Raw genomic sequence first — 12,973 nt, forward strand, 5'->3', positions numbered from 1 at the left:
ACAGGTGAGGAATTTCGGCGAGCACAGCCGGGGATTTTCGATGAGCGCCGTCACCGGGTCGTGAACTAGCTGTAACTCCCGGGGAGGTTGTGAACGGCGTGGGGCCTATGAACAGGTGAGGGCCTCCGGTATCGGTGTGGTTACCACACACACGCCGACTACCAAGAGGCCCTCATGACTCACCGTAATGCCTTCCTGACCCCGCGGGGCCGTCTGGCCCTGGCCAAATGCGTCGTCGAGGACGGCTGGACCCTGCGCCGGGCCGCTGATCGGTTCAACTGCTCACCGGCGACGGCCAAGAAATGGGCCGACCGCTACCGCGACGGCGGGGAGGCCGCGATGGGCGATGTGTCCAGCCGCCCGCATCATTGCCCCCACCAGCTGCCGATTCGCCGCGAACGCCGGATCATCAAGGTGCGGTACACCAACCGCTGGGGAGCACCCCGCATCGCCGCGCACCTGAAGATCGCCTGTTCGACGGTGGAGGCAGTACTGCGTCGCTACCGAATGCCGCTGCTGCGCCATCTGGACCAGAACACCGGCCTGCCGGTACGCCGGCCCACACCGCACCGCTACGAGCACCCCAAACCCGGAGACATGGTGCATGTCGATATCAAGAAACTGGGCCGCATTCCCGACGGTGGTGGACACCGCAAGCTTGGCCGCACCATCGGAAACCGCAACAACAAGAAGCAGGGCCGCGGTTATGCCTACCTGCACCACGCCGTCGACGACCATTCACGGTTGGCCTATTCGGAGATTCTCGGCGATGAACGCAAGGAGAGCGCATCGGAGTTCTGGGCCAGGGCTAACACCTTCTTCAACGCTCACGGGATCGTCGTCAAACGAGTCCTCACCGACAACGGATCCTGCTATCGATCAAAGGCTTTCGCGAAGGCACTGGGCACCGACATCAAGCACAAACGTACCCGTCCCTACCGGCCCCAAACCAACGGCAAAGTCGAACGATTCAACCGCACCCTGGCCGCCGAATGGGCCTACGCGCACACCTACAGCAGCGACGAAGCCCGCGCCGCGACCTACGATGACTGGTTACACCACTACAACCACCACCGAGCCCACACCGCCATCAAAGGCCTCACGCCCATCGAACGCCTACGCGTTCACAACCTGGCCGGGAATTACAACTAGCCCATCTATGTCGCGGTGGACCAGTAGCGTTGCGTCCTGTGGAAATCCGCAGCGAAGAACAGCTAAACCCCGTTGCAGACGAAGTCTCGGCCATAACGGCGGTCGTGCGTCCGATCCTGATCGGCATCCTCTATTCGTTGAAGGGCGATGTCGTGCAGGAGGTTGGCGGGCGGGAACAAGTCAAGCTGAAGATGTTGCCACGCCTGCACCGCAAAGGCGACGGCGACACAGGTATCTGCTTCGAGTACGCGGTGCACGACGCGATCACAAACGGGCACGCCGACGTCAGCGAGCGCGTCCAGGATGCCCTCAAGCTCTGCAAGATTGGCGGTCCCAGTAACTCGATTCTGTTCGGCGCTGAGAAGCAAGGTTCGCAACAGTTAATTGACACAGCATCAGAACTGCTGACTAATGACTCGTCGCTGCTCTCGGGATCACGCGGACGCCCGGTGAAATTGAAGCGTCACCTGAATACCGCTGCTGCAGCCTTCCGTCGAAAGGGAGCATCGAGCGGGCTGCCGCAAAGCGTGAGCGGGTTGTGGCGCGCCGATTTGTTTCTCGGTTCCGCCGCGACTGATTACTGGGTGGGAACATCGGTCAAGATCAACCCCTCCGCATTGCAGGGGGCGAAGGGGCTGCGGGTCGGAATTGTTCCTGCGGACCAGGGGAAATCTGACGCCCTGCGCTTGGATGAGCAGAACAACTTGGTGGTGTGTCCACTGCCGTATGACGGAAGTTTTGTTGAGACGTTCTATATGGCATGGGAGGTGATGACAGCGTTCATCGAGGCCGATGCCACCCTGCCGAAGCCGGTCGCCCTGCCTCGCCCGTCAGCAAGGACCGTTGCCCGATACCTTGCTGATCGCAGAGAATTCCCGGTCGTTGATGTTGTAGACGCGCTGGCAGCTCTTGCCCAGCCCGAGCTGTTGCGCACCGAGACGGACGCCGCCAATGTGATATTGACCGGAGGAAAGTCCGATATCGTTGCCACGGGTGCGGTTCTCGCCCCCGTCCCGCGAATACACCAGTGACCGAGGGGCAAGTGGCCCGAACACCCGTTCGCGGTGTTGCCGCCAAGTTGCCAAGACGCGGCGAAACGACGTTGACACGGCGACATCAGGCAGACACGGACACTGGCCGTGACCTGCACGCGGTGGACACCGTAGAACGCATGTTCACTTTCTCCGGTCCCTTTACACACCAGCGGTCGGCGGTTCGATACCGTCCGCGCCCACCATCAAAATCCCTGGTGGAAGCCGGTTTTCCGGTTTGTTGCTTCGCTCCGGTGAACCCCCGACTGGCCAAGAACTGGCCGACGGATCAGGCTTCGCCGCTGCCGGTGGCGCCGTTGGCTGTCGGTGCCCCGGCGTTCAATGTCTTCATGTTGATATCGCCCGTATACCGGGACTGCGTTTGCTTCGTCTATGGCACGTTCGGCGGCGAACCTAAGCCTGTCGGCACGGCATTCTTCCTCGGGTTGGCAACGCCGCCGGTTCGGTGGGTCGTCGTGGTGACGGCGCTTCACGTGGTGGCCAACATCCAACAGAGAAGCGACGACGGGAAGACATATCTGCGTGTCAACACCAAGGATGGCGGGTTCCGGTTGGTGGAAATCGAGGCCGAAAAGTGGATGAAGCCAGACGTATCCGAGGAGGTCATCGACATTGCGTTCTGTCAATGGGAATCACTGCCAAACTCGTCAGAGTTCGACATTCGCTGTGTTGGTTCGGAGCTGGCGGCGACGCCCGAAGTGATCGCGTCCGAGCAGATCGGTATCGGGAACGAGGTTGCGTTTGCCGGACTGTTCGTCAGGCACCACGGCAAGCAACGTAACGAGCCGATTATGCGGTTTGGAAACATCTGCGCGATGCCCACGGATCCTGTCGCCTCACAGATCGGGGAAATTGAGGCATGCCTGGTGGAGTCGCGGTCGGTCGGTGGTCTGAGCGGGTCGCCGGTATTCGTGGACGTTGGGCTCTTACGGCTTGATGGAAATGTTCGCCAATATCGACGCGGCGATGACAAGCCAGCGCTCTATCTGCTCGGCGTGGTCCAAGGGCACTGGGATGCACCCATCGAATCCGCCCCCGCGGAGAAGGGCATTACGTCGGCAGTGGTGACGCCGGAGCTGGTGAACATGGGAATTGCGGTCGTCACCCCCATAAGCAAGGTGTTCGACGTGATAGATCGGTCCCTCTACGGCAAAGCAATTCGGTCGTTCGCCGCGAAATTCCAGGAGGCACCGCCGACCTTGGATGATCTGGACGAACACGGGCAGATCAAGTTTGAAGTGCAGATTCCGCCCGACGACGACGATCACGATGACACGAAGGAATGAGTCGTCAGGCGTCGTCACTGCCGCTGGCACGTGACCGGCCCAGCAGCGCATCGCCCGCCGACGCCAGTGCGTCGTCGTAGACGTGGCCGTACACCCGCAGAGTGATGGCCGGATCGTGGCCCAACCACTTGGCCGTGGCCGATGGTGTGGTGTCGCCGTCGAGCAGCATCGTGGCGGCGGTGTGCCGCACGTCGTGCAGCCGGATCACCGGCACCCCTGCCGCTACGCAGTGGGCGGCGAACGCCTTGCTGTAGGTCTCGGGCCGGATGGGGGAGCCGTCCGCATTGACCGCCACAAGACCGGTATCGGGCCAGCCTCCGTCGGTGCCGGGTGGCCGGGTATCTGCCCGACTTCGAGGCTCAGGCGTGCGCATGGGAGGCGGGCCAGCACCAGCCTGACCGGGTAGCGGCTGCGGTGGTCGCCTACGACGTACTGGTGCATTCGGCCGGTGCCCAGATGCACATCGTCACCCCGATGGACGCCGCCCGCCGCGCCCGCGAAGGCAAACTTGGCCCGCCTCCGGCATGGAAGCGGCGCAAGATCGGCGGTGGTGCGTGATGACTGCCGCCACGTGCCAGGTTCCCAGTGGTTCGGGTGGGCGGCTGGCACAGCTGGGCCGGGCCAGGCTGCGCACCGACATGACCACCCCGGCGCTATCCGATCAGCTGGCCGGGTGCCACTGCGGACGCTGCGCCCCGCCACGGTGGTTGCCTGCCGAGGTCGAGGCGGCGGTGCGCCACCTGAGCAACCACCAGGCGCTGGACCTGGCCCTGGACCGGATGGCGGTGAGCAGCTTCACCAGCTGCGACCACTGCGGGGCGTGGGTGCCCTGCCTGCGGCCGGTCGAACCCGCCAGCGCAGGTGTGGACGGCTGCGAGGTAGTCAGGCTGCCGGGGCGCAGGGCCTGACCTGTCAGTGAGGCCAGAAGATCAAGAACTGCGGTGTGGTTACCAGCACGCCAATCGCGCCCACCAGGCAAAAAGCAACGATGCCGGTCAAGAACGCGACCAGATTCCACCGTGGGCCGGGCTCCCATTTTCTCGTTAGGAAGTACGCGACCAGCGCAATAACCAGCCACACCACAATGGCGAGAAAATACCCGTTGTAGAGCGCGTAACCCGGCGGAAAGCCAAACATGCCGAGCATCATGCTGGACGCAAGAAATAGCAGCATTCCTATCCCGACGCCAACGGCGAAAAGGACCACCCGCAATGCGACGGATTTAAGCTGCTGCGTCATCGCTGATCACCTTATCTGGGGAGGACGTTTGGCATGTCGGGGCCGCCGACTTCGGGAAGCATGCTCGCCAGCGGCACGCCTTCGGCGGCTGCGATATTGGAGGTCAAACGGTCGATGTAGGGCTGCCACGTAGCACCGCCGACCGCCGTATAGCCCAGACGTTCGAGCGGAGCGGTGAGGCTTCTGGGAAAACTGTCTATGGCACCTGGACCGTGGGCAACCGCACCGCGCACGCCTAAGTGCAATTCCCCACCAGCCTCGTAAAACCGGAAGTGAATGGTCGAACCCTCGCCGTCTACATGCCCAGGCAGGGTCTTAAATTCGATGTTTATCTCGCTGGCGGTCTTGTCGATCTGGGTGACCTCCACCGGAAATGGTAGGTTCGGCCCGTTACTCCCCATGCCCACCGACAGCGGAAGCTTGTCCCCAACGCGCGGAAATTCTTTTGGCGCACCGCCGATGGGAAAATTGCAGTTGAAGCAGCGATTGAGTTCTTTCCACACGTCGTCAATGCTGGCGATGGTGCCCGCGCTGGGCTTGCCTTCCTGGTCCAGCTTCCTGGTGCTAGTGAGGTCGAGGTTGTATTCCCACGGCCTGTCGATCGGGAGGGGGAATTGCGGGGCCTGCGGCGCGGTGTAGTCGACCAGCTGGACCGAGCCCTCGCGCCCGTCGCCGTCAAACCGGATCCCGTCGAGTTCGGCAGCCTTGTCCTCAAGCCGTTGACCTACGAGGTTGTCGGTTTGGGCGAGCTATTGCGCGGTCCAGCGGATGTCCTCGGCGTGCTCGGCAAGGGCTCGGTTGCGGGCCTGAATGGTCGTGATGTCGTAGCGGCGTCCGTCGGTGACCGACAAGTCTTCGGCAACCTTGAACCCATCGGCCTCGGCCTCGCTGATGGCTGTCAGCACATCCTGCCGGGCAGCTTGGATGTCGTGGTGGCCCTCCTCGGCAAGGCTGGCACCGGCACGCAGCACCTCGCCGTGCCTGCTGACCACTGCCTGGTCGGCGGTCACTCGGTCCAGCGCGGCATCTTTGGCGTCACCCTCCCAGGTGGTGCCGCCGGGTGCCGCGACGTTCTGACGATGCTGGTCGAAGGCCGCTTCGGATTCGGCCGCTGCCTGCCGCCAAGCCGCAGCCGCCGTGGTGAGGTCGGAGGTGTCCCAGTTTTCGATCTGCGAGCGGGTGAGCGACACACCGGACCCGCTGGCGGCAGGGCTCACACGCTCACCGTCGTGATGGCACCAGCACCGTCCCCGTCTGTGGTGTCGTATCGTGCGCTGCTGACAGAAAGGTCGTCGGCCTGGCCGGACATACGCCTCGACTGGCGGCCACGTGCAGAAGCCAGGGCCGCGTTCAGCGCGGCCACCCCGGCGCTGCTCGGGCGTGAGCCCGCCGCCGCAGCAACCGGCGCGCCCGTCAGCCCTGCGGCTACGTCGTCGCTGGCGACCGCAGCCACCCGCAGGCCGTCCGCATTGACGTTCATATCGTTTGCCATGTCATCCCCCCACAGGTCAACCTATGGCAGAAGGTTACCCGCCCCGCTGGTGGGGGCACGATGGATGTTCGAACAGCTGATCGAGCGAACCCCCCCGTGTGGCCAAGAACTGGCCAACACATGCAACTACGAGCCGACACCATGCAACACTGTAAAAATGAAAGCCGCTGTGCTGGAGGGAATCTCGTGAACGAGACGACACGGCACGGTACCCCGTATGCATAGCGATACACATTTACACACCAGCGGTCGGCGGTTCGATACTGTCCGCGCCCACCATCAAAACTCCAGTTAGAAGCCAGTATTCCGGTTTGCCCTGTGGGCCGGCGGCGGCCATCAGCCCTCGAGTGGGAGGATGACAATCGGCAGGCCGTCGGCGGGGGTGGGGCCGGTTCCCCATGTCATTTTCGGGCGATACCCCGACGGCGTGCGCCACACGTGACGGCGCAACAGCTGATGCATGATCGCCTTGACGTTCATATCGGCGAACTGCTGACCGATGCACTTGTGTACGCCGCCGCCGAACGGCGCGAAGGCGTACCGGTGTAGCGGGCTCGTGTCGGCGCCGTCGACGAAGCGACCGGGGTCGAACCGGTCCGGATCCGGCCACCAGTCCGCCAGCCGCATGGAGGCGTAGACGTTGATGGCGACCTGACTCTTACGCGGGATGTAGTGCCCGGCCACCTCGGTGTCCTCGATGGCCTGGCGGAACAGTGTGCCGGCCGGGGCGTACATCCGCAGGCTCTCTTTGAACGCGGCATCCAGCAGTGGATAGCGGTTCAGGTCGTCCAGGTTCGGTTCGTCGGTCCGGCGGGCGAACGCCTCTTCGCGTAAAGCGTCTTGCCATGCGGTGTTCCGGCCCAGCTCGTAGACCAACATCGAGATGGCGATGGCGCTGGTGTCGTGGGCGGCCATCAACAGGAAGATCATGTGATTGACGATGTCGGCGTCGATGAACCGGTCCCCGTCCGCACTGCGGCTGCGGCACAGCATCGAGAACAGGTCGGTGCCGTCGCCCGCACGGCGAGCCGGGAGCTGCTCGGCGAAGTACCGTTCCAGACGCTCTCGTGCCCGCAGCCCACGCGCCCAGGTGCCGCCCGGCACGTCGGCGCGGATGACGGCCTGCCCGCCGCAGACCGTGTCGTGGAAGTCGGCGGCGAGCTGGTCGGATTCGCCGCCGAGGTGGGCGCCGACGAACACCTCGGCCGCTTGATCCAGCAGCAGCTGCTTTACCGAGGTGTAGAACGGAAAGCGTTGGCCAGCAGGCCAACCCGAGACGGTCCGGACGATTCCTCGATGCATCAGCGCGAGGTAGCCCTCGAGCGCGTCACGGGTGAACTCCTGCTGCATGATCCGTCGGTGATCGCGGTGTTCGTCGAAGTCGAGCAGCATGATCCCGCGGTGGAAGAAGGGGCCGATCACCGGCGCCCAACCCCGGGTGCTGGAGAACGCCTTGTCCTTGTTGATCCACACCGCCTCCAGCGCTTCGGGTCCCATGAGTTGCACGATGCGGAATCCGACGCCGCCGGCCCAGGACACCGGTCCGTAGCGGTCGTAGCGTTCGCGTGCGAAATCCAACGGGTCGACGAGTGAGCTCATGATGTGGCCGATGACCGGGAACCCATAGTTGCCCATCACCGGTTTCAGCCCGGATCCCCTGGGCGGGTGGGCCAGGGCGTGCTCGCGGCTGGGGTAGCGCGATGTCACCGACGCGGCCGCGGCCTGCAGGTGATGTTTGGCGATCGCCGGGTCGAGGACGGTCATCGGCCGATCCGGTCGAGGTAGGCGCGCCGGCCGTCGGGGTCGTAGTGTCCGGGTGGGCGCCGCAGCGTCGCAAGCTGTTTGACGCGCTGCAGCAGCGGCTCGGGCGCCGCTTCTTCGAGCGCACCGAACGGGGCCAGCCAGCGCGGCACGGTGACCTCGTTGCGCGGACGGCGGGCACTGTCGGCGATCGCCGCGGCGATATCGGCGGGTTGTCGGGTCGGTAACAGATCCAGGGACACCCCCGCGGTCAGCTCGGTGTGCACGGCAGTCGGAAACATCGTGGTCAAAGTGACCTGTGTGCCCGCGATTTCGGCTCGCACGGCCCGGGACAGCGCCGCGACGGCGTACTTGGTGGCGCAGTACACCGACATCCCGGGCGTGGTCACCTTCGTGGCCATGGAGGCGACGTTGACGATATGGCCGTGATCGCGCTCCAGCATGCCGGGCAGGAACTCACGCATGCCGTTGATCACCCCGCCCAGATTCACCGCGACCTCACGGTGGTACAGCGACAGTTTCTGCTCGGCGAACGGCCCCATGTACTGAATGCCTGCGTTGTTGACCAACATCGCGACGGGTCCATCGGCGGCCGCCGCGGTGTGGAACGCGGCCACGCTGTCGGGATCGGTGACGTCCAGATGGACTGCACGAACGCCGATCTGGTCAGCGGTACGCCTCGCTTCGTCCGCGTCGAGGTCACCGATCCATACTCGGGCACCGCGGCGGGCCAACTCCTCGGCGGTGGCCCGGCCGATGCCCCGTGCGCCGCCGGTGACACACGTGATCGCACCCGACAGGTCGATCATGACGCGCCCGCCGTTTCGTCGCTGAACTCCCGCAGGGCGAAGTAGGCGATGAGCCGCACGTCACCGTCCGGCATGGTGAGCAGAGCCCGGCCCAGATACAGACCAGGTGTCAGCTCGACGATCTCGTCGCGAGTGCGTTTGATGGGGAACGTGCGCACACTCGGATTGCGGTAGGCCGCGACGGAATAGTCCAATGCGCGCACCGTGACGAACGGCGCTGCCGCGGCTGTGTCGAGGCGATGGTCGAAGTGGAAACCGTTGACCTCCGCGCCGACCCGACGCAGACCGCGGTATCCCGGTGCGATGATCGGCATCGCGAGCCGGGCGATCGGTGCGAGCCGGTTGAATCCGGTCCCGGCGGCGAGATCGAAGGATTTGCCGCGCCAGGTCGGCTCGATCTTGAGGAGCGGGTTGGCCAGACGTGCCTCGGGGATGCCGAACAGCTCGCCGACGATCAGGCCTTCCAGTGCGCCGTCGATCGTTTCGGGTGCGTCGCCGCGACCGAACAGTGCCGCGAGCTGGTCGTGTCGTCGGCGCTCACCCAGTTCCCTGAGGTAGTCCCAGCCTTGCCGTTGTGCCAGAACCGGCGCCACTCGGGCGAGTTCGCGCAGGTCGCTGAGCGCGGACGGGCCTGCGGCAACGGCCGGTGCCTCGGCGATGGGACGGACACGGGGGGAGGCGTTCACGGTTCTCCTTCGCTAATTATCTGGCACAATTCCGTACCAGACAAATCTGGTTCGAAACGGTGCCAGATTGATGGAAGTCTTGTCAAGGGCGGTGAAATGACGAGAAAGTGCGACGATCACGTGGTGTCTGATGCAGCTCCCCGCACGTACGCCGGTCGGTCGGCCGATGCCCGACGGCGCGATCGGCGAACCCGGCTGACCGACGCCGCGCTGGACGTGCTGGCCGTCGGCGACTGGCGGGCCATCACCGTCGACAAGCTGTGTACGGCGGCCGGGCTGAACAAGCGCTATTTCTATGAGAGCTTCGCCGACCTCGACGCGGTGGCCACCGCAGTGGTCGACGACATCGCCGAGCAGTTACGCCTGGTGGCACTCGAGGCTGCGGCGGCCAACGCGGCCCAGCCGCTGGCGACGCAGGCTCTGGCGACGGTCAGCGCGCTGGTGAACACGCTGGCCGATGATCCGCGACGGTCGAAGGTGTTGCTGGGAACGGTGGCCATCTCGCCCGCACTGCAACACCACCGCGAGGACATCATGACCGGTTTGACCGGTGTGCTGATCGAGCATGCCCGCACCGTGCACGACGTCGAACTCGAAACCGATCCGCTGGCTCAGGTGGCGCCGGCGTTCATCATCGGCGGCACCGCCGATGCGATACTGGCCTTCGTTGAGGGCCGGTCACGGGTCACCAAAGACGAACTGGTCCAGAACATTGCGACGCTCTGGATGATCACCGGCAACGGTGCCGCTCAGGTGGCGCAGGCCCGACGGTTGTCCTGACCGGAACTCCTCATGCGGCGTCGTGGAACACCAACGCGAGGGTGGTGAGCTCACCCGACCGGACCGCCGACACACCGTGCCGCACCGGGGCCGCCGACCAGCCCCGCGCCGAGCGCACCGGCCGGTCCCGGGTGGTGAATAGGTATCCATGCCCGTACGGCAATTGTGCTGCCGTGCCGCGGGATTGCGCGCGGGGGCGCTGCTCGAGCAGCAGGAACTCCCCGCCGGTGTAGTCGGTATCAGGGTGGTTCAGGTTGATCACGACCTGCAGCGGGAACACCAGGTCCCCGTAGAGGTCGCGGTGCAGCGCATTCCAATCCCCGGTCCGGTAGCGCAGCAGGATCGCCGTCGACCTGACCTGCCCGGCCCGGTGGCACATCCGCAGCCACTCGTCGAGGGTGTCCGGCCATGGCGGGGTGCGGCCCAGCTTGGTCCACCAATCCCGGGCGATCGGCAGCAGGCGCGGATACAGAGCCTGTTTGAGCCGCTCGATCGGCTCGGGGTAGGGGGCACGCAGATACCGGTACTCACCCTCGCCGAACCGGTGCCTGGCCATGTCGACGGTGCTGCGGAACCGTTCGTCGTCGGCGTACATCGCCCGCAGCGCAGCGGTTTCGGCGTCGGTGAGCAACCGAGGCAGTAGCGCGCCGCCGTATTCGCCCACCTCGGCGGTGATGGCGTCCCAGTCGCCGTTCTCGACCCGGTTGCCCCAGCGGTCGCTCATGCGACTCCCTCCAGGTCCAGCAGCGTAGTCTTGGCGGCGGTACCGCCGATGTAGCCGCCGAGCGTGCCGTCGGAGCGCAGCACCCGGTGACACGGCACCACCACCGGCAGCGGATTGGTCGCGCACGCGGTTCCCACCGCGCGCACGGCCTTCGGGTTGCCGACGATCTCGGCGACCGACTTGTAGGTCTCGGTGCTCCCGTACGGGATGTGCGCCAGCCTGCGCTGCACGGTCTGGCGGAACCCGCTCGACAACGCGAAGTCCAACGGCAGGTCGAACCGGTGGCGCCGGCCGGCGAAGTATTCGTCGATCTCGCGGGCGGCCGCGTCGAGCCGCCCCGGAGCCCGCAGCACCCGCGGGCTGAGCCGGCCGGCCAGCGCTTCGAGGACCGCGTCGTGATCCTCGGTGGCATAGGCCACCCGCACCAGCCCGGCCGGGGTGGCGGCCAACAGCAGTGACCCGACCGGCGTATCGATCGTGGTGTAGGCGACATCGAGCAGACCGTTCGCGGCCGCGTCGTCCTCCAGCCGGTGGTGCAGGCGTGCCAAAGTGTCGTTCATCGGTGCTCTCCTTCCATGAGTGCATCCGGGTATTTCGTTCGTAGGGTGGCGATTCCGTCGGACGCCGCTTTACGGGCCGCGTCGGTGCTGCCGCCGAGAATCGCGGCGACCTCGGCGTAGGGCAGGCCGACCAGGTAGTGGTAGGCGACGGCCTGGCGTTGTTTGGCCGGCAGCGCCTTGACCGCGTCGACGAGATCGTCATGGTCGGTTCCCGGCACCCCGATCGGGGATCGCCGCTCGGGCAGGTCGGCCACCGGGACCGCGTCCCGCTGCCGCCTCCGGATAACGTCGACGGATTTGCGGTGTGCGATGGTGACCAGCCAGGCCTCGACATTGGCGTCGTCGGCCAGGTCGGGATAGCCGCGCAGTGCGGCCAGGAACGTCTCCGACCAGGCGTCCTCGGCATCGGTGGCGCCCAGCACGAATGTGCAGACCCGTAGTACGGTCCGGCCGTGCCGGTCGACGATCGTCTCGAACGGCGCCTTCATGGGCATCGGCGATCCATGGGCTGCTCCTCAGCTCTCGGGCGAAACACTGTCACCCGGTAGACGCCGCGCGGCCGCGAAACGTGAGCCCGGTCCGGGAAGAATCTCCGAACCGATCCGGACTAGGACCACCGGCTCGGGGCCCGGCGCAGCGCGAGTTGGCGGCTTCTGGCGTCGGTTTCCCCCGCACAGGACGGATTGTTCTGGGAGAAACCCATGTTGATGAAGCCGGTCAGGTCCGGCCGGATGATGTATTTCATCGTGAACGGCCCGGTCTGGTGTTCGCGTGCAGTGCCGAGCTGGCAGCCCATCCCCGGGTTGGTGCGTTCACCGACCCAGGCGCCCCGGCGCCCGTCCGCGGCCGGACTCCACGCCAGGTCCAGCTGCCAGTTGTTGTCCGAGGAATGCGAGAGCACATGCAGGCACTCGGGCCCGCAATCCGACAGCGTCCACTCGTAGGGCGCCCAGGAGAGCTGTTGCGCGGTCTCGGTCACCGCGTAGACGCCCGGCACGGGGGCCGGTGGTGCGGCCGCGACCGCCGGGGGAGCGTCGGCCCGGATGGCCCCGATGGCGAATCCGACCGCCGCCGACCCGGCAACCGCAACAGCCAGGTTTCTCACGGTTCCTCCGAGTCGGATTCTATCTGCGGCGCCGGGTGTGGCACCCGGTCAGCCCGCGGCGAAGAACTCCAGCGCGATGCCGTCGGGATCACGGAAGCTCAACCCCGAACCGTACGGTGCATCGACGATCCCGCCGTGCTCGATGCCGAGCCCGTCGAGCTTGTCGGCCCAGCTCTGCAGGTCGGAGCGCGATGCGCAGCCGAATCCGACGTGGTCCAGCCCGACCCGGAATTCGCTGAACGGTTCGTCGGCGCCCGCGGTGTCGTGCTGGTGAATCCCGAACAGGGTGCCGCCGTCGAGCAGCCACACCAGGTGGTGGAAACCGGC

19 protein-coding genes are annotated in these 12,973 nt (G+C 65.5%); 6 read left to right on the forward strand and 13 right to left on the reverse strand.

What is annotated here, in order from left to right; all coding sequences use genetic code 11:
- Nucleotides 1–174: 174 nt before the first annotated feature.
- From ACWDTP_RS32465 to ACWDTP_RS32475, 3 genes are all read left to right on the forward strand, one after another.
- Nucleotides 175–1,152, forward strand: a complete 978-nt coding sequence (locus tag ACWDTP_RS32465) for an IS481 family transposase (RefSeq protein WP_450027326.1) — start codon at nt 175–177, stop codon at nt 1,150–1,152.
- A gap of 38 nt (nt 1,153–1,190) precedes the next feature.
- Complete coding sequence (locus tag ACWDTP_RS32470) at nt 1,191–2,183, forward strand: hypothetical protein (RefSeq protein ID WP_450027327.1); 993 nt, start codon at nt 1,191–1,193, stop codon at nt 2,181–2,183.
- A 140-nt stretch (nt 2,184–2,323) separates the two neighbouring features.
- The gene (locus ACWDTP_RS32475; RefSeq protein ID WP_450027328.1) at nt 2,324–3,490 is read left to right on the forward strand and encodes a hypothetical protein; all 1,167 of its coding nucleotides are present in this window, start codon (nt 2,324–2,326) and stop codon (nt 3,488–3,490) included.
- Between the two features lie 4 nt (nt 3,491–3,494).
- Here the strand turns inward: ACWDTP_RS32475 and ACWDTP_RS32480 are convergent, their stop codons facing one another.
- On the reverse strand, nt 3,495–3,785 hold the full coding sequence (locus tag ACWDTP_RS32480; protein WP_450027329.1) for a tyrosine-type recombinase/integrase: 291 nt from the start codon (nt 3,783–3,785) through the stop codon (nt 3,495–3,497).
- A gap of 35 nt (nt 3,786–3,820) precedes the next feature.
- Here ACWDTP_RS32480 and ACWDTP_RS32485 point away from each other — a divergent pair, with 35 nt between their 5' ends.
- Both ACWDTP_RS32485 and ACWDTP_RS32490 read left to right on the forward strand, forming a co-directional pair.
- A complete protein-coding gene (locus ACWDTP_RS32485; RefSeq protein WP_450027330.1) occupies nt 3,821–4,048 on the forward strand; it encodes a hypothetical protein in 228 nt (75 codons plus the stop codon).
- Nucleotides 4,048–4,398 carry a hypothetical protein gene (locus ACWDTP_RS32490; protein ID WP_450027331.1) on the forward strand — a complete coding sequence of 117 codons (351 nt, stop codon included), beginning with the start codon at nt 4,048–4,050 and terminating at the stop codon, nt 4,396–4,398. The genes ACWDTP_RS32485 and ACWDTP_RS32490 overlap by 1 nt, the downstream gene beginning before the upstream one ends.
- A gap of 4 nt (nt 4,399–4,402) precedes the next feature.
- On the opposite strand, the gene ACWDTP_RS32495 is transcribed toward ACWDTP_RS32490, so the two are convergent.
- The 7 genes from ACWDTP_RS32495 to ACWDTP_RS32525 form a co-directional block, all read right to left on the reverse strand.
- Nucleotides 4,403–4,729: a hypothetical protein gene (locus ACWDTP_RS32495; protein WP_450027332.1), complete on the reverse strand. Its 327-nt coding sequence runs from the start codon at nt 4,727–4,729 to the stop codon at nt 4,403–4,405.
- A gap of 11 nt (nt 4,730–4,740) precedes the next feature.
- On the reverse strand, nt 4,741–5,232 hold the full coding sequence (locus ACWDTP_RS32500; RefSeq protein WP_450027333.1) for a hypothetical protein: 492 nt from the start codon (nt 5,230–5,232) through the stop codon (nt 4,741–4,743).
- A 246-nt stretch (nt 5,233–5,478) separates the two neighbouring features.
- The gene (locus ACWDTP_RS32505; RefSeq protein ID WP_450027334.1) at nt 5,479–5,946 is read right to left on the reverse strand and encodes a hypothetical protein; all 468 of its coding nucleotides are present in this window, start codon (nt 5,944–5,946) and stop codon (nt 5,479–5,481) included.
- Nucleotides 5,943–6,221 (reverse strand): hypothetical protein, encoded by a 279-nt coding sequence (locus tag ACWDTP_RS32510; RefSeq protein WP_450027335.1) that lies wholly within the window; start codon nt 6,219–6,221, stop codon nt 5,943–5,945. The genes ACWDTP_RS32505 and ACWDTP_RS32510 overlap by 4 nt, the downstream gene beginning before the upstream one ends.
- Before the next feature lie 336 nt (nt 6,222–6,557).
- Entirely contained in the window at nt 6,558–7,985 is a 1,428-nt protein-coding gene (locus tag ACWDTP_RS32515; protein ID WP_450027336.1) for a cytochrome P450, read from the reverse strand.
- Entirely contained in the window at nt 7,982–8,791 is an 810-nt protein-coding gene (locus ACWDTP_RS32520) for an SDR family NAD(P)-dependent oxidoreductase (RefSeq protein WP_450027337.1), read from the reverse strand. The genes ACWDTP_RS32515 and ACWDTP_RS32520 overlap by 4 nt, the downstream gene beginning before the upstream one ends.
- On the reverse strand, nt 8,788–9,477 hold the full coding sequence (locus tag ACWDTP_RS32525; RefSeq protein ID WP_450027338.1) for a hypothetical protein: 690 nt from the start codon (nt 9,475–9,477) through the stop codon (nt 8,788–8,790). The genes ACWDTP_RS32520 and ACWDTP_RS32525 overlap by 4 nt, the downstream gene beginning before the upstream one ends.
- A 123-nt stretch (nt 9,478–9,600) precedes the next feature.
- On the opposite strand from ACWDTP_RS32525, the gene ACWDTP_RS32530 reads away from it, so the two are divergent.
- Nucleotides 9,601–10,257 (forward strand): TetR/AcrR family transcriptional regulator, encoded by a 657-nt coding sequence (locus ACWDTP_RS32530; protein WP_450027339.1) that lies wholly within the window; start codon nt 9,601–9,603, stop codon nt 10,255–10,257.
- Between the two features lie 10 nt (nt 10,258–10,267).
- Here ACWDTP_RS32530 and ACWDTP_RS32535 read toward each other — a convergent pair whose 3' ends face one another.
- From ACWDTP_RS32535 to ACWDTP_RS32555, 5 genes are all read right to left on the reverse strand, one after another.
- Nucleotides 10,268–10,981, reverse strand: coding sequence for a 2OG-Fe(II) oxygenase (locus ACWDTP_RS32535; protein ID WP_450027340.1), 714 nt, complete (start codon nt 10,979–10,981; stop codon nt 10,268–10,270).
- Nucleotides 10,978–11,541: a methylated-DNA--[protein]-cysteine S-methyltransferase gene (locus ACWDTP_RS32540; RefSeq protein WP_450027341.1), complete on the reverse strand. Its 564-nt coding sequence runs from the start codon at nt 11,539–11,541 to the stop codon at nt 10,978–10,980. The genes ACWDTP_RS32535 and ACWDTP_RS32540 overlap by 4 nt, the downstream gene beginning before the upstream one ends.
- A complete protein-coding gene (locus ACWDTP_RS32545; protein WP_450027344.1) occupies nt 11,538–12,029 on the reverse strand; it encodes an RNA polymerase sigma factor in 492 nt (163 codons plus the stop codon). The genes ACWDTP_RS32540 and ACWDTP_RS32545 overlap by 4 nt, the downstream gene beginning before the upstream one ends.
- A gap of 119 nt (nt 12,030–12,148) precedes the next feature.
- Nucleotides 12,149–12,646: a hypothetical protein gene (locus ACWDTP_RS32550; protein ID WP_450027342.1), complete on the reverse strand. Its 498-nt coding sequence runs from the start codon at nt 12,644–12,646 to the stop codon at nt 12,149–12,151.
- 48 nt (nt 12,647–12,694) lie between these two features.
- Nucleotides 12,695–12,973 (reverse strand): VOC family protein (locus ACWDTP_RS32555; RefSeq protein ID WP_450027343.1); only part of this gene is annotated, 279 nt, incomplete at its 5' end.

It is taken from the genome of Mycobacterium sp. NPDC003449 (assembly GCF_053588415.1).